21 protein-coding genes are annotated in these 23561 nt (G+C 35.0%); 9 read left to right on the top strand and 12 right to left on the bottom strand.

Annotation, left to right across the window (positions count from 1 at the left end; translation table 11 throughout):
• Positions 1 to 61: 61 nt before the first annotated feature.
• The gene (locus C8C85_RS05970) at positions 62 to 451 is read right to left on the bottom strand and encodes an HIT family protein (RefSeq protein ID WP_116796257.1); all 390 of its coding nucleotides are present in this window, start codon (positions 449 to 451) and stop codon (positions 62 to 64) included.
• A gap of 57 nt (positions 452 to 508) precedes the next feature.
• Positions 509 to 985 carry a transcription elongation factor GreA gene (gene greA / locus C8C85_RS05975; protein WP_116798394.1) on the bottom strand — a complete coding sequence of 159 codons (477 nt, stop codon included), beginning with the start codon at positions 983 to 985 and terminating at the stop codon, positions 509 to 511.
• A 166-nt stretch (positions 986 to 1151) separates the two neighbouring features.
• Between greA and C8C85_RS05980 the strand changes: the two genes are divergently transcribed.
• Entirely contained in the window at positions 1152 to 1574 is a 423-nt protein-coding gene (locus C8C85_RS05980; RefSeq protein ID WP_116796258.1) for a Rieske (2Fe-2S) protein, read from the top strand.
• Between the two features lie 142 nt (positions 1575 to 1716).
• Here C8C85_RS05980 and C8C85_RS05985 read toward each other — a convergent pair whose 3' ends face one another.
• The 6 genes from C8C85_RS05985 to C8C85_RS06010 form a co-directional block, all read right to left on the bottom strand.
• Complete coding sequence (locus C8C85_RS05985) at positions 1717 to 3924, bottom strand: TonB-dependent receptor (protein ID WP_116796259.1); 2208 nt, start codon at positions 3922 to 3924, stop codon at positions 1717 to 1719.
• Between the two features lie 235 nt (positions 3925 to 4159).
• Entirely contained in the window at positions 4160 to 4561 is a 402-nt protein-coding gene (gene arfB / locus C8C85_RS05990) for an alternative ribosome rescue aminoacyl-tRNA hydrolase ArfB (protein WP_116796260.1), read from the bottom strand.
• A gap of 1 nt (position 4562) precedes the next feature.
• Positions 4563 to 6689 (bottom strand): DUF4301 family protein, encoded by a 2127-nt coding sequence (locus tag C8C85_RS05995; protein WP_116796261.1) that lies wholly within the window; start codon positions 6687 to 6689, stop codon positions 4563 to 4565.
• The gene (gene pnuC, locus C8C85_RS06000) at positions 6638 to 7273 is read right to left on the bottom strand and encodes a nicotinamide riboside transporter PnuC (RefSeq protein WP_116796262.1); all 636 of its coding nucleotides are present in this window, start codon (positions 7271 to 7273) and stop codon (positions 6638 to 6640) included. The genes C8C85_RS05995 and pnuC overlap by 52 nt, the downstream gene beginning before the upstream one ends.
• Positions 7266 to 8036, bottom strand: a complete 771-nt coding sequence (locus C8C85_RS06005; RefSeq protein WP_116796263.1) for a geranylgeranylglyceryl/heptaprenylglyceryl phosphate synthase — start codon at positions 8034 to 8036, stop codon at positions 7266 to 7268. The genes pnuC and C8C85_RS06005 overlap by 8 nt, the downstream gene beginning before the upstream one ends.
• Before the next feature lie 65 nt (positions 8037 to 8101).
• A complete protein-coding gene (locus C8C85_RS06010) occupies positions 8102 to 8758 on the bottom strand; it encodes a 4'-phosphopantetheinyl transferase family protein (RefSeq protein WP_116796264.1) in 657 nt (218 codons plus the stop codon).
• A gap of 268 nt (positions 8759 to 9026) precedes the next feature.
• On the opposite strand from C8C85_RS06010, the gene ahcY reads away from it, so the two are divergent.
• The 5 genes from ahcY to C8C85_RS06035 all read left to right on the top strand — a co-directional run bounded on the left by ahcY (position 9027) and on the right by C8C85_RS06035 (position 15380).
• On the top strand, positions 9027 to 10343 hold the full coding sequence (gene ahcY, locus C8C85_RS06015) for an adenosylhomocysteinase (protein WP_116796265.1): 1317 nt from the start codon (positions 9027 to 9029) through the stop codon (positions 10341 to 10343).
• A gap of 327 nt (positions 10344 to 10670) precedes the next feature.
• On the top strand, positions 10671 to 11171 hold the full coding sequence (locus C8C85_RS06020) for a hypothetical protein (RefSeq protein ID WP_116796266.1): 501 nt from the start codon (positions 10671 to 10673) through the stop codon (positions 11169 to 11171).
• Between the two features lie 241 nt (positions 11172 to 11412).
• A complete protein-coding gene (locus C8C85_RS06025) occupies positions 11413 to 13737 on the top strand; it encodes a patatin-like phospholipase family protein (protein ID WP_243412073.1) in 2325 nt (774 codons plus the stop codon).
• Positions 13738 to 13917: 180 nt separating this feature from the next.
• The gene (locus C8C85_RS06030; protein WP_116796267.1) at positions 13918 to 14451 is read left to right on the top strand and encodes a hypothetical protein; all 534 of its coding nucleotides are present in this window, start codon (positions 13918 to 13920) and stop codon (positions 14449 to 14451) included.
• The gene (locus tag C8C85_RS06035; RefSeq protein ID WP_116796268.1) at positions 14451 to 15380 is read left to right on the top strand and encodes an alpha/beta hydrolase; all 930 of its coding nucleotides are present in this window, start codon (positions 14451 to 14453) and stop codon (positions 15378 to 15380) included. Before C8C85_RS06030 ends, C8C85_RS06035 begins: the two co-directional genes overlap by 1 nt.
• Positions 15381 to 15461: 81 nt before the next feature.
• On the opposite strand, the gene rpmA is transcribed toward C8C85_RS06035, so the two are convergent.
• Together rpmA and rplU are read right to left on the bottom strand one after the other, a co-directional pair.
• The gene (gene rpmA / locus C8C85_RS06040; protein WP_100432219.1) at positions 15462 to 15722 is read right to left on the bottom strand and encodes a 50S ribosomal protein L27; all 261 of its coding nucleotides are present in this window, start codon (positions 15720 to 15722) and stop codon (positions 15462 to 15464) included.
• A 22-nt stretch (positions 15723 to 15744) separates the two neighbouring features.
• Entirely contained in the window at positions 15745 to 16179 is a 435-nt protein-coding gene (rplU, locus tag C8C85_RS06045; protein WP_116796269.1) for a 50S ribosomal protein L21, read from the bottom strand.
• Positions 16180 to 16429: 250 nt separating this feature from the next.
• Between rplU and C8C85_RS06050 the strand changes: the two genes are divergently transcribed.
• The gene (locus C8C85_RS06050; RefSeq protein ID WP_116796270.1) at positions 16430 to 17731 is read left to right on the top strand and encodes a M16 family metallopeptidase; all 1302 of its coding nucleotides are present in this window, start codon (positions 16430 to 16432) and stop codon (positions 17729 to 17731) included.
• A gap of 61 nt (positions 17732 to 17792) precedes the next feature.
• Complete coding sequence (locus tag C8C85_RS06055; RefSeq protein WP_116796271.1) at positions 17793 to 19793, top strand: M16 family metallopeptidase; 2001 nt, start codon at positions 17793 to 17795, stop codon at positions 19791 to 19793.
• 325 nt (positions 19794 to 20118) lie between these two features.
• On the opposite strand, the gene C8C85_RS06060 is transcribed toward C8C85_RS06055, so the two are convergent.
• On the bottom strand, positions 20119 to 21663 hold the full coding sequence (locus C8C85_RS06060) for a ribonuclease E/G (RefSeq protein WP_116798396.1): 1545 nt from the start codon (positions 21661 to 21663) through the stop codon (positions 20119 to 20121).
• A 403-nt stretch (positions 21664 to 22066) separates the two neighbouring features.
• Complete coding sequence (locus C8C85_RS06065; RefSeq protein ID WP_035634379.1) at positions 22067 to 22357, bottom strand: HU family DNA-binding protein; 291 nt, start codon at positions 22355 to 22357, stop codon at positions 22067 to 22069.
• A 133-nt stretch (positions 22358 to 22490) separates the two neighbouring features.
• On the opposite strand from C8C85_RS06065, the gene mutY reads away from it, so the two are divergent.
• Positions 22491 to 23528 carry an A/G-specific adenine glycosylase gene (gene mutY, locus C8C85_RS06070; protein WP_116796272.1) on the top strand — a complete coding sequence of 346 codons (1038 nt, stop codon included), beginning with the start codon at positions 22491 to 22493 and terminating at the stop codon, positions 23526 to 23528.
• Positions 23529 to 23561: the final 33 nt, after the last annotated feature.

The raw sequence follows: 23561 nt of genomic DNA on the forward strand, positions 1-23561 counted from the left end.
TAAAAAAACACGAACCTTTTAAATTACTTTCAAAAGATTCGTGTTCTTAGCCTTTATACTTTTACAAATTTGCCTGAATACTTTTCGCCAAAGATTCAAATTCTTCTTTTGTCAAACTCACTTTGTGTCTGAATGTCATTTCTCCCATTTCATTCAAAGGAATTAAGTGAACATGTGCATGAGGTACTTCAAGTCCTATAACAGCCATTCCAATTCTTTTGCAAGGAACCGTTTTCTCCAAGGCAATGGCCACTTTTTTGGAAAAAGCCATCAAACCAAGATACAAATCATCTTCAATATCAAAAAACTTGTCTACTTCTTTCTTAGGAATACAAAGTGTATGTCCTTTTGCATTTGGGTTAACATCTAGAAAAGCCAAGAAATTTTCATCCTCTGCTACTTTGTAACAAGGGATTTCTCCGTCGATTATTTTTTTAAAAATAGAACTCATTTTGATTGATTTATTTCTAAAATCGATTATTTAGATAAACGATTTAACAATTAAAAACTATTCTCTTGAAATCTCAAGAATTTCAAATTTTAATACACCGTTAGGCACTGTAATTTCAGCAACTTCGCCTACTTTTTTACCCAATAAACCTTTCCCGATAGGAGAAGTAACCGATATTTTACCAGTTTTCAAATCAGCTTCACTTTCGGCTACCAATGTGTATTTCATTTCCATTCCATTGGTTTGGTTTTTGATTTTCACAATCGACAAAACCAACACTTTAGAAAGGTCCAAATGTGTTTCATCAATTAATCTTGCATTAGAATGCACCTCTTCCAATTTTGCAATTCTCATTTCAAGCATTCCTTGAGCTTCTTTGGCTGCATCATATTCTGCATTCTCCGATAAATCTCCTTTATCTCTTGCCTCAGCTATATCTGCAGATGCCTTTGGGCGCATCACACTTTTTAAATAATCTAATTCGTCTCTTAATTTTTTTAATCCTTCCGCTGTGTAATAAGATATTGCGCTCATAATTTCGTCATTTATATAAAATAGAAAAAATCCCATCAGGACGGGATTTCTTTCCACAAAGATAGTATATTTTTGTTTTTAGTTTACAATTATATGTTAATCATAACAAATTCAAAGTTAAATAAATTAAATTTGTTTCGCTAATAGTTTACACTTAATTTTTGACATGAAAAAATACTTCCTTATAATTATTATCTCGCTTTTTTTCCTGGGATGCAGCAACAATGAAAACTCCAATAAAAACCCATATATACCCAATTATTCTTTCTCAGTAGACTTGAATCTGAACTTTCCCCTTTATTCAAACTTAAAGTACGTTAGTAATCCAATTTATTATGCTGATGCGGGTGCTAGAGGTATAATTGTCATCTATACAGGAAGTGGCTACAATGCTTTTGATGCTGCTTGCCCTAATCAAGAATTAAGTTCTTGCTCAACAATGACTATCAATGGGATCAATGCCGTTTGTTCTTGTGACAAAAAAGAATACAATCTTTTCACAGGTCAAGCAACTACAGCAGCGACTTACCCAATGAAACAATACCGCGTACAAGTAATAAGTGAAACCCTTATTCGTGTTTATAATTAAGTCCGTTCGGGCGTGTCACCATAAAGAAAAGGGAGCTACTCATCGTACTGGTGAGTCGCTCCCTTTCCTTTATGCTGTCAGGCTGTCCGCGTTACTTCGGTAACTTGCTTCCATCCTTCACGCGTAACCAAGATATTATTTTCTAAAACTTCAAACTCAATCCTACCAAGAAATTAATACCAGCTTGAGGATAATATCCCGCCCCTTCAATTGTTGTAATAGCAGGCGGATTACTGTAATCATCATCATACGTGTAAAAATATCCATTACTCACATACTTCAAATCAAAAATATTATTGACTAAAGCCGAAATCAAAATTGATTTGAAAATAGTTTTAGGTCTAAACTCATAAGACACATTCAAATCATTGACAAAATAGCTATCCAATTTTGAACCTTCAGAGTCTATGTTTGCCATATACTGCTCTCCCACAAACTTGGAATACAAGGATATTTGAAAATCACGAATAGGTGTAAATCCCAAACGGTTACCTGCCACTACATTTGGCGAATAAGCAATATTAGTGTCTCCTAAATTTTGCAAAACACCGTCTCTTGTAAAATAAAAATCTTTGTTTTTGTTTTGGCTCAAAGTCAAATTCGGTTGCAACACCCATTTTTCCGAAAGTTGAAAAGTAGCATCCAACTCCACTCCGAGCCTGTAACTGTCACCACTATTGGCTCTTATTGGAGCGCCCACATCATTCAATTCTCCTGTCAAAACCAATTGGTCTTGGTATTTCATATAATACGCATTGGCATTCAGCTTAATTTTATCCGAAATATAACGCCATCCCAACTCAAAATCATTTAGCTTCTCTGGTTTTGGACTTCCATTTTCATAATCGGTTCTATTGGGTTCTCTGTTCGCTCTAGCGTAGGAGAAATACAAACTGTTGATTTCATTCAATTCATAAGTAACACCCGCTTTTGGATTAAAGAAATTAAAATTATCGTCCACCAAACCTGTTTCTGTCGAATTTGCTTTATACGTAACGTTTCGTAATTGCAAATCGGCAAACAAACTCCATTTATCAGCTACTTTATAATTCGCTTTTGCAAAAATATTACCATCCGTTTTCGAAGCAAAATCATCATAGTAATGATCACCCAACTCGGTTTGTGAAGCGTATCTTGCCCAGATAACTTTTCCAAAATGGTCTCCTTGATATTTATTCCATCCACCTCCTAAAATGACGTCCCAATTGTCTTTTTTATAATTGGCAGAAAAAGTCGTTCCGTAAAAATCATTATCCAACCATTTTTGACGCACAAGATCAGTCGTATTTACAGTTGGCGCAACAGGAATTGGTGCTAAACCATAATCAGTAAAACCCTGATCTTCTTTATACTCTTCATAGTATCCTTTACCCTTTGTATAATGAAATGCCAGATTCGTACTCCAATTTTCAGAAATTCTTTCATTCCAATGCAATTGATAATGATCTTGTTGGTAATTGTCAGTTTGATTGTCATAAAAACGAATATTACCAAACTCATCTGTAAACATGCCGGCAGCATTGAACGTTCGGTCACTTTCTAAAGTAGTCGCATCGACGCCAAACCAAGATTGGTACGTTTTTTCGGTTCCACCAAAAGCCAGTGCTTTGATTAAAGTCGTTTTCCCCACATAAGTTCCTTGAAGAAAATACGATTTAAGATCAGAACTTGCACGATCAACATATCCATCCGATTTCAATACCGACAAACGACCTGCAATTTCAAAATGATCATTCATCAAACCTGTGCTAAATTTCACAGTATTTTTAAAAGTATTAAAACTTCCGTAAGAACTGGAAATTTCACCCGAAGCCTTATCTGAATAAGAATCGGTCAACATATTCAAACTCGCGCCAAAAGCTGCAGCTCCATTTGTAGAAGTTCCCACACCGCGTTGCAATTGCAAACTCTCTACCGACGACGCAAAATCAGGCATATTTACCCAATAGGTTCCTTGGCTTTCAGAATCGTTGTATGGAATTCCGTTGATAGTTACATTCACACGGGTAGCATCACTACCACGCACACGAATTCCAGTATAACCCACGCCATTTCCGGCATCCGAAGTAGTTACCACAGAAGGCAAGTAATTCATCAAAATAGGGATATCCTGACCTAAATTTCTGGCTTTAATGTCTTTTTTATCCAAATTACTGAACGTTACAGGCGTTTTTGTGGTCACACGTATAGCCGAAACCAAAACTTCATCGAGTTGATTGACTTTTGTGCTGTCTTTTACTTGCGCAAAAGAGAGTAACGATGTTATAGAAAAGAAAATAGAAAATAGAAAACGTTTTGAGAATTGAGTCGTTTTCAAGTTGGTGCTTTTAAAGCTAAATAAATTTTTCATCCGTAAAAAATTACGAATAAAAGGGGGAATTATTCTTTTGTTTAAATTAATAAATGATTGTTCTACAACAAATAGATAGTGTGCACGCTATTTTTTTTTGTCGTTTTTTCCCTTGGCAGCATTACCCGCCCAGGTTCTTTGGGTATGATCTCAGCTCGTTATTTGGAGCACCCCTTTGAGACGACGCAAAACTAATTATAAATTGTGAATTATAAATTATGAATTGCGAAAAAATTTAAAAATCTGGTTTCCTCCTATTTTGTTTGGTTACGGACAGGCTTTTTTTATCCTTAATCCTCTTTCGGATTACTGACTTTGGAATTTTTGTAGGCTTTCGTTCTTTGGGAACATGCAATCCTTTTTTTATTATTTCCAAAAAACGCTTGGTAACAATCTCTTTGTTTTTGAGTTGGCTACGGTCTTCATCGCAATTCAAGATTAATACTAAATCGGCCGTTAGTCTGTTTTGCAAATTAGCTTCTAAAAGCAACTTTTCTTCCTGCGAAAATCCTTGAGAACTAGACAAGTCAAAAGTAAGCACTACTTTGGACGAAACTTTATTAACGTTTTGTCCTCCAGCGCCACTACTTCTTACTGCTTTATATTTCACCTCCGAGAGGATCGTTTGAATTTCCATTTTATAACGGTTGATGCGCTTGTTTTAATAAATCATTTACAGTTTTTACCGGATTGAATGTAAACAACGGAACCTCGACAAAAACGGTTAACCAATTGGCCATAGCTCCATTCCATAAACCAGGTAGTTCGTATGCTTTCAAATCAATTCCCGCGTGATTTTTATGCACGATAAAACCACTATTTGGGTCGATAAACTGTCTTAAATCGAATTTTTCACCTTGGTAATTCTTCAATCCGCAAACTAGATCTACTGGATTAAAGTGAGTGGCACTAGCCAGTATTTTCAATTGTTGCTTGCTGCTCAAATCAACCTGTGAGGTTTCTACTATCTGCAAACTTAACCTCCCATTAGTTCCTCTCACCCAAAATGGTCCTCCACCAGGTTCTCCTTCATTTTTAACCATTCCACAAACACGAATCGGTTTATTTAGTATCTCTTTTAGCTTGCTGATTTGGTTCTTCAATTTAAATTTATGGAAATCATCATTCAATTCAACATTCAACTCTTTTTTTAGAAAAAATAAAATTTCACTAATTTTTTCTACAGTCATTTCCTGAGCATCCAATTCATTTAAATACCCAAAAATTTGATGCTGCAACTCTAAAAGGATTCCGCCTAATGCTTTTTTATAAAAAGATATTTGCTGAATATTATTTTGAATCACATTGTCTATATTTTTGATAAAAACAACATCGGCATCAATTGCATTTAAATTTTCAATCAAAGCACCGTGACCCCCAGGCCTAAAAACCAGCATCCCTTTTTCATTTCGAAAAGGTTTATTTTTTAAATCTACAGCAATGGTATCCGTTTCTTTTTTTTGATACGAATAACTCACTTCTATACTTGTATTTGATTTTTCTTCGATTTTACCTTTCACCTTTTCGATAATTTCTTCAAATTGTGATTGATGATTATCTGAAACCGTGAGATGTAAATTGGATTGATTATTGGAGGCAGCATAAAAACCACATTCATACAAATGCTCTTCAATAGGCGTTGCAACATGTGTTGGATATTTATGAAACGGAAGAATCCCTTTGGGTTTATTGGCAAAATCGAAATATTCCGGAGACAACAGCGTCTTTATAAAATAATAATTTTTATAATCGCGATCCAAAGAGTTAAAATCTGGATATATTTCTTTCAGCTTTTTATCTACTTCTTCAAAAAAAGAAAATTTATCCATCCCAACAATAAAAAGAGATAATTCCGTGTCTTTTTTTCTGTTGATGTAGGCGTTTATGGTTTCATTTCCGAAATCAAATTCATTCAGAAAAGTAGTTAAAAATTTAAACATTCTGGATGCAGCACCTGATGCCGGAACAAATTTCTTTATTTTGAATGCATTTTTATTCGCATCAAAAAAAGTTGCCTTTTGCCCAAATTCAGCCTCCGATAATTTAAGAATCCCATCATTTAAAGTCGCTGGTTGAACCAAAACACTTTTTAAAATTCCTTCATTAAAAATGGCCAGTTGCTTGTTTATCTTTTCCAAAGGAATACTGTGCTCGTAAATTTGCAAAAAATCGAGAGAAGTGAATCCCATTTGCAAAGCCTTAGTCAAATCTTCAATAATGGCTACCGCTTTTTTCAAACGTGTTTCCTTGTTACCAGAGATAGTAATAAACGGCTTTTTATTATCAATCAAGGATTGTTTAAACACTTCAAATACTGTTTCTCTACCTTCAGGACTGTCTCTCAAACCATCATCTTCCCAAGGCACATCAATATCCGTCAGGAAAAACAAATCATATTGATGGGCACGGGCAGCCTTGTCCAATAAAGAATCACAAAAATTATAATACAATTCAGAGAACACTTTAGTTACAAGCAAATTGGTGTCGCAAAAAAGGTATTTATTGGCAATTAATGCACTTTCGTTTTCCAATTTGGTTTGACCATAAGCAATGGGAAGCATATCATCAATATCACAAATACCACGTCCGCTATCTAATTTTTCCTGTAGATAATCGCGTGCAAATTCGGGAACCCAAACCGTTTTATAATATTCGGCGAGTTGTGTGGCCAAAGTGGTTTTACCGGTAGATTCGGGACCAAAAATAGCAATTTTTATAATTGGCGAAGCTCCAGATTTTGAGAGCTGTTCAAGATTTTCTTCCATTCTAAATAGCCATAAACGGCAATAATTGTAAATACTATATATTGAAAACTGGTAAAGGTATATCCTTTTGCAAAATAAAGCGGTATAGAAAGTAAATCTCCTACAATCCAAAAAATCCAATTCTCGATTTTCCTTTTGGCCATTAACCACATACCAACAAAAAATATTGCTGTCAAAAAGGTATCTACGTATGAATACCAACTTTTAAATTTATCAAAATAAAGATACACTAATATTACGAAGACAAGTGTTAACATAAAAATAGCAATAGCTAGAAAATGCTCTTTTTTTGTCATTCCCGAAATTGGAAATTCATCAACATCTCCTTTTTTTCGAGTCCAGTGGTACCAGCCATAAATACTCATTATGAAATAATAGACATTAATCATTGAATCTCCCAACAAACTCCACTGCCAAAGTAAATATGCATATATAAACGTACTGATTAATCCAGTTGGAAAAACCCAAATATTATCTTTTTTGGCGCACCAAACACTCCAAAGCCCAAAAAAAACGGCAATCAATTCCAAATATACTTCGTGAAGAGGATAACCTTTGTATTGTGCAAAAAAATAGTCAAACATTTGATTTTAGATTGTTGATTAACGATTTTAGACTTTTAGATTTCTCCTTATACTCAAAAAAATCTAGATTATTTTCAAAAGCGGTTCCAATAACAACCAAATCAGCTCCAGCTTCATAAGCTTTTTGAATGCCCTGCAAATCTATAATTCCGCCACCAACAATTAGAGGAATTTCAATATTATTTGATACTTTTTTTATCATTTCAAAAGGGACAGCCTTTTTTGCGCCACTTCCCGCTTCAAGATAAATTAGTTTATGCCCGAGCATTTCCCCTGCCTGTGCGGTGTGCATAGCATAATCGCTATTATTCCTATCCAATGGTTTTGTGTTACTCACTCTGGCAACTGCCGTTTCGCTGCCACTTTCGATTAACATATAACCTGTCGAAATAATTTCGAGTTGGGTTTTCTTCAAAATGGGTACTGCATCTACTTGATGATCTATCAAATAATCCGGATTTCGGCCTGATATTAAGGACAGGAACAAAATTGCATCGGCATTTGCAGAAATTTGGGATGGGTTTCCCGGAAAAAGGACAATTGGCAAATTTATTCTTTCTTTTAGACAAATAATCAATTCATCCAAAATATTATTTTGGACATGGCTGCCGCCAATGAAAATATGCGTTGCCGGTGACTGATAGATTTTTTCGATTAAATACCCCAAATTGTCCCAAACAATTTTGTCCGGATCCAAAAGAATGGCAAGTAATTTTCGATTTTCAGTTTTGGCCTGAATTATGGCATTATAAATATTCGTCATACGCAGTCACACAGAGATTAACTAAGAGGACACAAATCTACTCAAAGATTTAAAATTATTTTTTATTATTCGAAAGCGTAAACAAGTGTGAAACTTTGTTTTAAACCATTTGTATCATTTGATTCAAATTCCTCAAAACACACACAAAAATCTCTGATTATATCATCAAAATGAAGTTCCGTTTTAATTTTTTCGTCGCATAATTCAAAAGCTTCTACTTTAATATGATCTCTAAAACTGATTCCTTTTTCGTTCCTAATTTTAAAAATAGCTTCTTTTGCACCCCAAATCACAGTCAGTTTTCTTATGTATTCTATTCTTTCTTCAGGGTTTAAAAAGAGAAACTCCGTATCGGCGAATTTATCGGCAATGCGGATAATTTTTTCACGTTGCAATTCGATATCAATCCCAACAACTTCATCACTTAAAATTACGGCAGAAAATTGATGGGAATGGGTAATGGAAATATGTTTTCCGTCATACAAATGTGGTTTCCCGAATTCGTCATAATACAAATCAAAGTCTGTATAGCCCGCTTTCTGAAACAGTTTACGAACACTTAAAAAAGCACGCTGATGCATTTCGGACTTCATGCAGTTCAATCGGTTCATATTGCTATCATTGAGAACGACTGCCTCAAAAAGCTCTTGATAGGATTCGGTTATTTCCCAAACAAAAATTTTAGTTGATGAATTTAGGACTATTGTTTTGTATAAAGGCATTCTTGAATTATGAGTTGTGAATTATAAATTATGAATTGATAAACTCCATGTATAATTTAGCCCCGATAGAAGTGAAAATCCTTTTTGTCTCGTTTTTTTCGAGACAAAAAGATTGCAGCGAATAGCGGGATTAGCTCCAAAAAAAATTATTTATCTAATGTCCAAAAGATTAAGACATTAAACAAATCACAAATCTCGCATAAATTAGTTTATTTCTAAACTTATTGCCTAAATTTGCAAAAAATTTTACAATACAAATATACTATAAATGAGTACAACGACTATGCCTTTTGTGGCTTTCAAAGTAAAAGACATTTCTCTAGCAGCCTGGGGAAGAAAAGAAATTGAACTAGCTGAAGCTGAAATGCCAGGTTTAATGGCGCTTCGTGCTGAATATAAAGACGAACAACCTCTTAAAGGTGCTCGTATTGCAGGATGTTTGCACATGACAATTCAAACTGCTGTTTTGATCGAAACATTGATTGCTCTTGGTGCTGAAGTAACTTGGAGTTCTTGTAACATTTTCTCTACTCAAGATCAAGCTGCTGCTGCTATTGCTGCCGCTGGAATTCAAGTTTATGCTTGGAAAGGTTTGAACGAAGTAGATTTTGACTGGTGTATCGAGCAAACTTTATTCTTTGGTGAAGACAGAAAACCATTAAATATGATTCTTGATGATGGTGGAGATTTGACTAATATGGTTATTGACCGTTACCCAGAATTGGTTGCTGGAATCAAAGGATTGTCTGAAGAAACTACAACAGGTGTACACAGATTATACGAAAGAGTAAAAGCTGGAACATTACCAATGCCTGCTATCAACGTAAACGACTCGGTTACTAAATCTAAATTTGACAACAAATACGGATGTAAAGAAAGTGCTGTTGACGCGGTTCGTCGTGCTACAGACATTATGTTGGCTGGAAAAAGAGTAATCGTTTGTGGATACGGAGACGTTGGAAAAGGAACTGCAGCTTCTTTTAGAGGTGCTGGATCTATCGTAACTGTTACTGAAATCGATCCAATTTGTGCTTTACAAGCTGCAATGGACGGTTTTGAAGTTAAAAAATTAGATACTGTTGTTGCTAATGCTGATATTATCATCACTACAACTGGAAATAAAGACATCGTTTTGGGTTCTCATTTCGAAAAAATGAAAGACAAGACTATCGTTTGTAACATCGGACACTTTGATAACGAAATTGACATGGCTTGGTTGAACAAAAACCACGGTGCTTCAAAAATCGAAATCAAACCACAAGTTGACAAATATACTATCGCTGGAAAAGACATCATCATTTTGGCTGAAGGCCGTTTGGTAAATCTTGGTTGTGCTACAGGTCACCCAAGTTTTGTAATGAGTAACTCATTTACAAACCAAACTTTGGCTCAAATCGAATTGTGGAAAAACAGCGCTGCTTACAACAATGAAGTTTATATGTTGCCAAAACATTTAGATGAAAAAGTAGCTATGTTACACTTGGCTAAATTAGGCGTTGAATTGGAAACTTTGCGTGACGATCAAGCTGCTTACATTGGAGTTGAAGTTCAAGGTCCATTCAAACCAGAATATTATAGATATTAGTATTAAGATTGTAGATCTTATATAATCTACTCACATATTTCAAACCCGACAGATTTTAAAAATCTGTCGGGTTTTGTTTTTTAATCTAAAATTTAAAGTCAAAAAAATAAAATTTATCAGGACGTACCACCATCCAGGTAAGAGGGCAAAATTACCGTACGTATATTTGCCCTCTTGCCTGTATTCAGCTGGCTATCCACGCTACTTCGGTAACTTGGTCCTATCTCTTACAGGCGATAACAAACTCTTAAAATTAATCAGATATTTTATCATAATTTTAGAAATTAAATATATATTTGAATTCAAAACTAATCTTTGACCCAAATTATGAGAACACAATTTATTTTATTAGTACTAATAATTATACCATTTTTTGTTTTTGCACAATCTAGCAATCAACAAATGCATCAACAAATTAATAATCAGAGACAGAGATGGACAAATGACTGGCAAATGCGAACGATGACATCCCACTCATCAAATAAAATTCAAACTGCTGAAAAAAAAATAGCCAAAGAAGAAGAAAACAAAAATAAATTAGAGGAGAAAGCCGAAAAACTAAAAGCTGATTTAAAAACGAATCAAGACGAACTTGCAAATCTTATAAATAACTCAGCAGGCAACAATAATATTGATCTCCAAAAAGACATCGAAAAATCTCAAGATAAAATTACGAAGTCTGAAGAAAAACTAAACCAAAACAAAACAGAATTAGAATCGAGTTCGAAAAAAATAGAGAATTTAAAAAAACAAGTGGAAACTTCGAAATCAGAAGAAGAAGAAAAAATGGAAAAGGAAGGGAAAACCATATATACCTTATCCAAATAACATAAATAAACCCTTGCAGAAATGTGAGGGTTTTTTTGTTTAATAACGATTCATGAAAATCACTATGAAAGGAAACACCAAGCGCAACAACCTTGTCCAATTAAAAACTGTTCCATAAAAAAAATTAAATTTAAATCCTCTTTTTATTGCTTCAAAAACATAATTTTCAATATCTTAGTGTTTATAATTAAATAAAACGAACCGCTTTTACTCTTTAATTATCAACTCAAAACAAGACGCTTTGAAAAGAAAATCCCCCCTCTTCCTTTTATTTATATTTTTGATATTCTCTCAAATTATTTCATCTCAAGAGAAAAAGCCTAAAGTAGTTTTAGTATTAAGCGGTGGCGGCGCCAAAGGAATAGCGCACATTCCGCTATTGCAAGCATTGGATTCTTTACACATTGTCCCTGACCTTATCGTTGGAAACAGTATGGGAAGTGTTATCGGAGGTTTATATGCCATGGGATATTCCGGCGACAGCATTGCAAGCATAACCCAAAACATTGATTGGGACAAATTGCTCGGCGGAAGTTTATCTCTAAGAAATGTTAGCGTGGAAGAGAAAAGTGAATTTCAACGTTATCTGGCCGGAATAGGTATAAAAGATGGAAAACCAACTAGCGTCAGCTCCTTATTAAACGACCAAAACTTAAGAGAATACCTTTCTGAACTGACTTTTCCAGTTTACAATGTCAAAGATTTTGACAATCTTCCAATTCCATTTAGAGCCATGGCTACAGATGTTGTACATGGAAAAGAAATTGTCTTAAGCAAAGGAAGTTTAGCATTTGCCATGAGAGCAAGTATGTCATTACCCGCTGTTTTTAAACCTATGTCTTATGACGAAACCCTTTTGGTAGATGGAGGTGTAATGAATAATTTTCCAACGGATATTGCCAAACAAATGGGAGCCGATATCATAATTGGTAGCGATGTTGGAGGAGGAATGGAACCTATGGATAAATTAAACAACTTGGTAACTGTACTAATGCAAACCAGCATGTTTCCAAGCAACATCAAAGATCCTGAGAACCGAAAACTATGTGATATCTTGGTGGATCATATGCCTAATTTAAGATTTTCCACAGCAGATTTTAATAAAAGTGACGAAATCTACAAAGATGGTAAAATTGCCACAAAACTCAACTTAGACGCTTTGTCTGCATTAGCCGATAAATTAAAAAACTATAAACAACGCACACACTACCTCCCCAAAGTCCCCAACGAATTTTTGATCGATACAATTGTTTACAAAAATATTAGCAAAGAAAACATTCCCTTGGTAATTGCCCGAACAGATATCAAAGCACATAGAATATACACCACCAAAGATTTGATTCAAGGCATCAATAGAGCTATGGGAACCAATCTTTTTAATCAAATTACCTACAGTTATTTTATAAAAGACGGAGACAAATTAGGCCTAACACTAAATGGTTTTGAATATTCCAAAAATCAGGTCAACGCATCTTTGCACTATGACACTTATAGAGGTGTTGGATTAATTCTTAATTATACAGCCCGAAATATTCTCGCTCAATCCTCTCGTCTTGTCGTTACCGCTGATATTGCAGAACAACCAAAAGCAAGAATCGATTTTCAGAAAAATTTTGGAAAAAACAAAGACTGGTGGTGGGGTTCTGAACTTTATGGAGCATTTTTAAAACAAGAACTCTTTATAAGTGGAAAATCGGCTGACAATATGCTTTACAATGCATTTGAATTCAATAATGAAGCAAACCGAAATTTAAATTCTCTAAGAAGCTATATTGGCCTTGGCTTAAACTACAATTACACAGAGGTAAAACCCAAAAATGATCCCAATTTAAACCCTAACATACTATCCCTTAACAATTACAACTTTGAAGACATTGAGATGAATGCGCATTATTCATACAACAATATGGACAAAGTTTTTTTTGCAACAAACGGAACGATTTTAAGAGCAAACATAAACCGTTCTCTATTTACCGATAGCAATATAAACTATACGGATACGAATTTAACCGATTATTCGGGACAAACAAATGGGTTCACTAAATTCGGATTCGGATTTGAAAAAAGAATGCAGCTAAAAAAGAAAGTTACTTGTATAATGGGTTTTGATGCTAACTTTATTTTTCAAGACAAACTTGAGAATGGTGATGTTTCATTTTCTGATTACGGTTATGCTTCAAAATATTTCCTTGGTGGCATTTTACCTAGTTCTGGCAGCAACCGCTTTTCTTTTCCAGGATTACACGAAGACGAAGTCAATGCTTCTCAATATATGGCGATCAAACTTGGTGCACAAATAAATCCATTAGGGAAAATTTATCTAACTCCTCATTTTAATATTGCAACTGTTGGTTTTGATAATTTCAACGAATACATTGGTGATGCTTTTAATCCAAAAGGGAATTGGGATAATGGCACAGAAACCAGTCTTTTACTATCCGGAGGAGCAGCCGCTTCTTATCTATCTATTTTAGGTCCAATCCATTTTGATGTTTCATGGGTCAATAATATAGACAAAGTGAGATTGTTTTTTAGTGTTGGATTTTCTTTTAATCCATCAAACTAATAACCAAATTACGATCAAAATATATTTTTAATGAACCTCTCAGTACCGATATTGACCCTATACTGAAAGATTCATTTTTGAAATAGCTAAATCATAACTATCTATTTATAAATAAATTATGTAATTTACGTCAAATTTACCAAAAAGTTCATTTTCAAATATTAACCTAAACCATTTCTATTGAAAAAAACATTCGTAGTTTCGTTGATATTATGCACCATCATCTCCCAAGCCCAAACGCTCAAATTAGGTGGACGCTTTCAAAAGACGCAAGAAATGTATTGGGAAAATGGTATTTCAGCCCAATATTCTTTCGCGAAATTTAAACCCAATCAATTTTTCATTGGGTTTGACTACGTAACTTCCAGATTGGGATCTGCCTATAATTCAAACGCTATCAAACAAGATAATTACATCTTTTCTGGCAGTTGGCAATTCAACAAAAATAAACCTTATCATTTTGTTACCCGTTTGAATATGGGCTATTTTTACTCGGATTTAGAAGAGGAAATTTTCAATGAAATTCCAAATACCGCCTTTCTTTTTTCACCTGAAATTGGTTTTACATTCAATATACCACAAGTGCCGGTCTCTCTAAATTTTGGCACTGGATATTATATTATCACAGAAAAAGAAGGCTATTCTCCAGGAACTTTACAGCCTCTATATTTTCATCTTGACATTTATTATACGTTGTTTAAAAAACATAACTAATGAATAAATCAAAACTCATTTTCCTGTTTGCTATTGCGTCTTTATTCTACTCCTGTAGTGACCCAACCATTACGGATGATTTACTAGATGGCAAAGTTATTTTTGATCCTTCATTATATAATCCAGAACAATTTTTGGTCTCGGCTAAATACCCAAATCCAACAACTGAAGATTTAAGCAAACACATTATATTGGTTATTCACGGGTACTCTGCCACCACATTTGAATGGCAGGAATTCAAAGATTGGTCAAACGAATCTACCTATAGAATTTCTCAAGTTTTACTCGACGGACATGGCAGGGATTACGATTCTTTTAAAGCCTCAAAATGGGAAGACTGGCGTTCTGCCATAACTGATGAATATGAAAAACTAATAGCGCTTGGCTACACCAAAATCAGCATCGCCGGCTCATCTACGGGAGGAACCCTAATTCTGGAATTAGTAAAATCCGGTTATTTCAATAGCCATCTGCCTCCTAAAAATTTATTTTTAATCGACCCAATAGTAGTCTCTTCCAACAAACTTCAATCTATTATTGGTATAGTTGGACCAATGATTGTTTATGCTGAATCGGACCAAACTTCAGAAGAAAATAAATACTGGTATCGTTTTAGACCCTATCAAACAATCAATGAACTTAATGATGTAATGAAAGTGGTACGCAAAGGATTAGAAGACGGAATGACACTCCCATCCGGTACTTATTTTAAGGTGTTCCATTCATTACACGATCCCGTGGCAAGCACAACAAGTACCGTATTAATCTACAAAGGCTTAAAAACAAGCACAGGAGCTCACATTGATGCACAAATAATGGACTCTGACATTCATGTATTCACAAGATTAAGTTTGCGATCAAATGTTACTCCTTTACAATATGCCAATCAACTTGATGCATTTAACCAAATAGCGAATAAACTAAATTAATCGACGCAATTAAGAACAATTCTAAAACAAAAAACCCGCTTCTTTCGAAACGGGTTTTGTAATAATATAGAATCTTTATGATTATGCTTCGAATGGAAGTATAGAAACATAAGATTTATTATCTCTTTTCTTTTGGAAGTGAACAACTCCATCTACTCTTGCGTGTAGGGTGTGATCTTTACTGATGTAAACGTTTTCACCTGGATTGTGTTTTGAACCTCTTTGTCTTACGATGATGTTCCCTGCGATAGCAGCTTGTCCACCAAAAATCTTAACGCCTAAACGTTTTGATTCTGATTCTCTACCATTCTTGGAACTACCGACACCTTTCTTGTGAGCCATGACGTATTAGTTTATTTTGTTATTATTCTTGTGTATCTTCTTTTTTAGCTTTTGGAGCTTTTTTTACTTTAGGAGCAACTTCTGCTGCTTCTTCTGTAGTTGCTTCAACTGCTACCTTTTTAGAAGCTGCTTTTTTAGGAGCTCCTCCAACAGTAATACCTTCAATTACAATTTGAGAAAGATATTGTCTGTGACCATTTCTTTTTTTGTATCCTTTTCTTCTTTTCTTTTTGAAAACGATAACTTTATCTCCTTTTAAGTGTTGTAACACTTTAGCTTCTACTGAAGCACCTTCTATAGCTGGGGCGCCTATTGTGATTGAACCGTTATCGTCTACCAAATAAACTTTATCAAAAGAAACTTTTGATCCTTCTTCATTTGCCAAACGGTGAACGTAAACCTTTAGGTCTTTGCTTACTTTAAACTGTTGCCCTGCTATCTCTACGATTGCATACATACTGAATTGTTTTAATAATTTTTAAGGTTGCAAATATACAATTAAATATTTACCCTGCAATCCTTTACTGAAAAATATTTCATAGCTTTTTCTTCACCTATTTCATCCTATTTTTGAAACACTTACCGATGCAAAGTAAAATAACGTTAATATATTCCCAATGATGAATTTACCTACTTTCTACAGGATAAAAAAAGGTATTTTTGCTATGACAAAATCACAAAACAATTACCATTAAAAACAAACAATGATGTCAAGTGCCGTATTAACATTAGGAGGAGTTGCTTCAGCTCAAAAAGTAGTTTTCGAGGAATACGATTTAGACAACGGTTTGCATGTTATTTTACACCATGATGATTCTGCCCCTGTTGTTATTACTTCTGTCATGTATCACGTGGGTGCCAAAGACGAAAATCCAGACCGAACCGGTTTTGCACATTTCTTCGAACATTTATTATTTGAAGGAACCAAAAACATCAAGAGAGGTGAATGGTTTAAAATTGTAACTTCAAATGGAGGAACAAATAACGCCAACACCACCGATGACAGAACCTATTATTACGAAATATTTCCATCAAATAATTTAGAACTGGGACTTTGGATGGAATCCGAAAGGTTAATGCACCCGATAATCAATAAAATTGGAGTCGATACCCAAAATGAAGTCGTAAAAGAAGAAAAAAGAACCAGCTACGACAACAGACCGTACGGAAACATACTGGCAGCCGTAAAAGAAAACATGTTCAAAAACCATCCTTATCGCTGGACAACAATCGGATCTATGGAACATATAGATGCCGCAACACTAGAAGAATTTCAAGCATTCAACAAAAAATTCTATTTGCCGAATAATGCCGTTTTGGTAGTGGCTGGAGATTTTAAAAAAGAACAAGCCAAAGAATGGATACAAAAATACTTTGGTTCAATTCCGAAGGGAGAAGTTGTTCCTAAAAAGACCTTCATCGAAGAACCAATAACTGAAACGATCACAGCTACCTACGAAGACCCCAACATTCAAATCCCAATGTTGGTAGCAAGTTACCGAACTCCATCCATGAAAAGTAGAGACGCCAGAGTATTGGACTTAATCTCTTCGTATTTGAGCGATGGCAAAAGTTCAAAATTATACAAAAAAGTAGTCGACGATAAAAAAATGGCACTACAAATTGGAGCTGTTGGCTTTAGCCAAGAAGATTACGGCATGTACATAATATATGGATTACCAATGGCCAACTTCACCACCAAAGACATGCTTAAAGAAATTGACGAAGAAATTGTAAAAATCCAAACCGATTTGATTTCTGAAAAAGATTATGAAAAACTACAAAACAAATTTGATAATACCTTCGTAAACACGAATGCAACTATAGAAGGAATCGCTAACAATCTGGCATCTTATTACCTATTATACAAAGACATCAACCTAATCAACACCGAAATTGAACTGTACCACTCGATTACACGGGAAGAAATAAGAGAGGTCGCCAACAAATACCTAAATCCAAACCAACGTTTACTTTTAGATTATATACCGGCAAAACCCCTTAATTAAAGAGCCCAATATCATAAAAAGACTATTACAGTATTCATCCTTTTCATCACTAACAGGAATTATGCAAGCAACAGAACGCACGCAACCCAAACCCGGAAAATCACCTATAATCAATATCAAAAAACCGCAAAGCTTTGTTTTGGACAATGGTATGAAGATATTGGTAGTAGAAAATCATAAATTGCCTAAAGTATCCTTCAATCTAACGTTAGACAACGCTCCTTTTGCAGAAGGCAACAAAAAAGGAGTCGATGAATTGACCAGTAACTTAATTGGAAATGGTAGTAAGATAACAACAAAGACTGCTTTCAATGAAGAAATCGACTTTTGGGGAGTAGATATCAATTTTAGTTCCCACGGGGCTACAGCAAATTCACTTTCCAAATACAGTGGAAGAATTTTGGAACTAATGGCAGAAGGTGTCTTACATCCAAATTTCACACAAGAAGATTTTGAAAAAGAAAAGGCCAAATTAATCGAAGGGATGAAAGCCGAAGAAAAAAGCGTTCCTGCAATTGCCAGTCGTGTTGTCGATGCTTTAGCTTTTGGAAAGAACCATCCTTCAGGTGAATTTATGACTGAAGAAACACTAAACAACATAACTCTTGCCGACGTAGAAACAAATTACAAAACTTACTTCGTTCCCGAAAACGCATACTTAGTAATTGTTGGCGATGTTAAATACGATAATGTAAAAATAGTCGTAGAAAAATTATTTGGTTCTTGGGAGAAAAAAAACACGCCAAAAACACCATATGACATCCCTGCTAATGTATCAAATTTACAAATCAATTTAGTTGATGTACCAAATGCAGTTCAGTCTGAAATCACATTGGTAAATACCGTAAGTTTAAAAATGGGAGATTCTGATTTTTTTCCTGCCGTAATTGCCAATCAAATTCTGGGAGGAGATTTCAACAGTTACTTAAACATGAATTTACGTGAAGAACACGCTTGGACTTATGGCGCAAGATCCGGCATAGCAGCTGGAAAATACACTTCCAAATTCTTTGCTAAATCTGCCGTAAGGAATGCCGTTACCGACAGTGCCGTTATGGAATTTATCAAAGAAATAAAACGAATCCGTACCGAGAAAGTTACCGAAGAAGTACTTGCAACCGTAAAAGCAGGTTACATTGGAAGATTTGTAATGCAGGTCGAAAAGCCGCAAGCAGTCGCTCGATACGCTTTAAACATAGAAACTGAAAAACTTCCAGCTGATTTTTACGAGAAATACATACAAACAATCAACGCCGTGACAGCTGATGATGTACTGCGTGTAGCCAACAAATATTTCTTAATAGACAATATGCGAATTGTAATTGCAGGCAAAGGATCTGAGATTGCTCCCGGATTGGAAAAACTAAAAATTCCGATGTTCTATTTTGACAAATATGGAAACCCTATAGAAAAACCGATTTTGAACAAAGAAATCCCAACAGGAATCTCTGTCAAAAATGTACTTGAGAATTACATCAAAGCAATTGGAGGACAGGAAGCAGTTTCGTCGGTAAAATCTATTACTATGATAGGATCAGCCACAATTCCACAGGCCCCAGCACCTTTAACCTATACCTCAAAAACAGACACTAAAGGAAATTCTTTGGTAGAAATTTCAATGGAAGGAATGAGTATGATGAAACAGGTAATTACCCCAAAAGGAGCCTACACCATTGAACAAGGACAACGCAAAGATTTTGAAGGAGAAGAGTTGGCCGAAATGCAAGCATCAGCAACTCCATTTGAAGAACTTCTTTTATTAAAGATGAACGAACTAACTATCGACAGAATTGAAACCATCAATGGAAACGATACCTATGTTGTCAAAAACGGGAAAAACAACTATTTCTACGATACCAAAACCGGACTTAAACTAGCCGAATCTAAAATCATAGATCAAGACGAAGAAACAATTATTGTGACTACCAATTTCAACGATTATCGAGAAGTAAAAAGTGTAAAAATCCCTTTTAATATCATCCAAAACATAGGCATTGAACTGGATATAAAAATGTCTGAAATCACAATCAACGAAGGAGTAAATGACGCCGATTTTCAATAATTCGTATTTTTCTTTTACCAACTGAGTTTGATTATTCCTTTTTTTCTGAATGATGGCAAAAAAAGCAAAAATCTAACTCTTTAGCCCCGATTACTTCACTATACTTTTATTTTCATAGGAGTTCAGTGAACTTCGTTTGCAGTGGAAATCCTTTTGTGCCGGTGTTCGGCACAAAAGATTGAAACGAAAAGCGGGACTATATTTCCAAAAAAGCCAAATCTTTCTGCTCCAAAAAACAACAATTGAACTCAGTTTGGACCAATAAAAAACCATTCAGAACAAGACACAAAAAAACCGCCAATCTCACGAAAGGCGGTTCTTTATTTTATTCTTTAATAACATCTCCCTTTTTATCGTAGAAATGATATTCCAAATACGTGTAAGCGTCACGTGGTATGATTTTCACCCATTTTTTGTGTTCAAAAAACCATCTTGAACGCAATGATGGAAAACCTTTACTGAGGTATGCAGCCACAAACGGATGTACATTAAGCACTACTTTATTGTGGGTTTTTAAAACTCTTTCCAGATCGGAAGCGATTTTGTCAATGATTAATATTGGCGCTTCAATTTCGCCATTTTCATTGTTTGGATCTTCTTCTCTAGTTTTTATGTTAACTTCTGGTCTTACGCGTTGTCTGGTAATTTGGACTAACCCAAATTTACTCGGTGGTAAGATTTTGTGTTTCGCTTTATCGTCGCTCATTTCTTCTCTCAAGAAGTCGAACAAGACTTTACGATTTTCAGGATTAGACATATCGATAAAATCAACTACTATGATTCCGCCCATATCACGAAGACGCAATTGTCTCGCTATTTCGGCGGCTGCAATCATATTGACTTCCATGGCTGTATCCTCTTGGTTGGTAGCTTTATTGGAACGGTTTCCGCTATTTACGTCAATGACGTGTAAAGCTTCTGTGTGTTCTATAATAAGATAAGCCCCTTTACTCATGGAAACTGTTTTCCCAAATGAAGTTTTGATTTGTCTCTCTATATTGTATTTCTCAAAAATTGGTGTGTCTTTGGACTGATAGAACTTGACAATTGATTGTTTGGATGGTGCAATTTCTTGCAAGTAATCCTTTGTTTGGTTGTACAACTCTTCATCATCTATCTGAATACTACTGAAAGTATCATTAAATACATCTCTTAATATTGAAGAAGCTCTGTTGAGCTCTCCTAATACTTTGGAAGGATGATGAGCAGTTGGTAATTTTTTACACATTGCAGTCCATCTGCTTAGCAGGTTCTGCAAATCTTTTTCTAATTCTACTGTGCTTTTGCCTTCGGCTACTGTACGAACAATAACGCCAAATCCTTTTGGTTTGACTGATTGTACAAGACGTTTCAAACGTTCCTTTTCTTTTTTGTCTTCTATTTTTTGTGAAATAGAAACTCGGTCAGAAAACGGAACCAAAACAATAAATCTTCCGGCTAGGGAAAGCTCTGCACTTATCCTTGGTCCTTTGGTTGATATTGGTTCTTTGACAACTTGTACCAAAACAGATTGATTGGCACTAATTACATCTGTAATCGTACCATTCTTGTCTATTTCTTTTTCAAACTGAAAGTTTTTTAGGGAGAAATCTTTTATTTTACCTGCGCTTACAAGTTTTATGAATTTCAGTTGGGAAGCTAAGTTAGGTCCTAAATCATGATAATGTAAAAAGGCATCTTTTTCGAAGCCAACATTTACAAAAGCAGCGTTAAGTCCAGCAACGGGTTTTCTTATTTTGGCAATAAAAATATCACCTACTTGAAAGTTGCTTTTCTCTTCTTCCTTGTGTAATTCAATTAGTTTTCCATCTTTTAATAAGGCAAAATCCACAAAATCAGAACTAGACCGAATGATCAATTCTTTATTCATTTGTAAATTTTTATCCGCACTTTGTGTTTGTTGTTTGTTGTTTGTTGTTTGTTGTTTGAACCATAAACAGAAAACAATAAACCAAAAACTTTTTAGTACAGATGGATTAAACAATAATTTAACAGGTATTGTACCCGGGGAGATTTTAGATTTCTGTCCCGATATCTATCGGGATTGATTCTTGATTTTAGATTTTTTAAATCTGCAATCTTAAATCGGTAATCTACAATCTTAAATCTCAATTTCAATGAACTTAAAAAAGAAAAAAGTAGTTTAAAACTACTTTTTCTTTTTGTGACGGTTAGCTCTCGCTCTTTTTTTACGTTTGTGCGTCGCTACCTTATGTCTCTTTCTTTTTTTACCACTTGGCATATCTAATAGATTTTATGATTAATTAATAGTGTTATTTTGCTTCGTTGTTCACTTTTACACCTTCAACAAAAACTTTCGCAGGTTTGAATGCAGGAATGTTGTGTGCTGGAATTTTAATAGTGGTATTTTTGGAAATATTTCTTCCAGTTTTTTCAGCTCTTGTTTTAACGATAAAACTACCGAAACCTCTTAGGTAAACATTGTCACCAGTTTCAAGTGAGTTTTTTACTTCGTTCATAAAAGTCTCTACGGTTGCTTGCACATCCCCTTTTTCAAGACCTAATTTTTCTGAAATCTTCGCTACGATATCTGCTTTCGTCATTTTCTTTCCTTTTTATTATGTTGTAATAATTTTTTTGAGTTTGCAAATATATGAATTTAAAAAACAATAAATCAACCTAATTCGTTAAATTTTAATTACATAAACAATTACTTTTGTTTTCAAATTTTTTACAATGAAATTTCACAACACGCTAATTAAGTGGTACTTACAAAACAAGCGCGATTTACCGTGGCGAAAAACGACCAATCCTTACCCGATTTGGCTCTCCGAAATCATGCTTCAACAAACAAGAGTGGCTCAAGGAACACCTTATTTTTTATCATTTACTACGGCTTTTCCGACTGTTTTTGATCTGGCAAAAGCCAATGAAGAACAAGTCCTAAAACTTTGGCAAGGATTAGGGTATTATTCACGCGCACGGAATTTGCACAAAACCGCACAAACCGTCGCCTTTGAAATGAACGGCATCTTTCCGGACAATTATGCCGACTTGCTAAAACTTAAAGGAATTGGCGACTACACTGCCGCGGCAATTGCGTCCTTCTCCTATAATGAATGTGTTCCCGTGGTTGACGGAAATGTGTTCCGGGTACTTTCACGCTATTTTGACGTGGAAACCGACATTGCACAAGCTTCAGCCAAAAAAGAATTCGCTGCTTTGGCTTTCGAACTAATGCCAAAAGACAACCCTGCGCTATTCAACCAAGCCATAATGGAATTTGGCGCACTGCAATGCGTACCGAAAAATCCAAATTGCACCGAATGTGTCTTTAATAATAGCTGTGCCGCTCTGCAAAAAAAGAAAGTAGATCAATTACCCGTAAAATTAAAGAAAACTAAAGTTCGAAATCGCTACTTTAATTATATAGTAGCCGTCGATGATTTGGAGAACACTATCATCCAGAAACGCACCGCCAAAGGAATTTGGCACAATCTATATGAGTTCCCTTTAATCGAAACCGACAAAGTCGAAGATTTCGAAACCGTGGCCCAACAAATCAGCCAAAATTTTTTCCAGGAAAACAAAATAGAGAGCCTATTGGAATACAATGAAGAAAGTATCGTCCATAAACTCTCGCACCAACATTTGCACATCAAGTTTTGGAAAGCAAGTTTAAAAGGCACAATCGAAAATGGTATTGACCTCGAAACAGCCAAAACTTTCCCATTCCCGATCGTGATTCATAATTTCATAGAAGAGAAACTGTGAAATTAATTGGGGGTGACCCTATAAAACAACGGG

Source organism: Flavobacterium sp. 103 (assembly GCF_003096795.1).
Taxonomy (GTDB): Bacteria; Bacteroidota; Bacteroidia; order Flavobacteriales; family Flavobacteriaceae; genus Flavobacterium.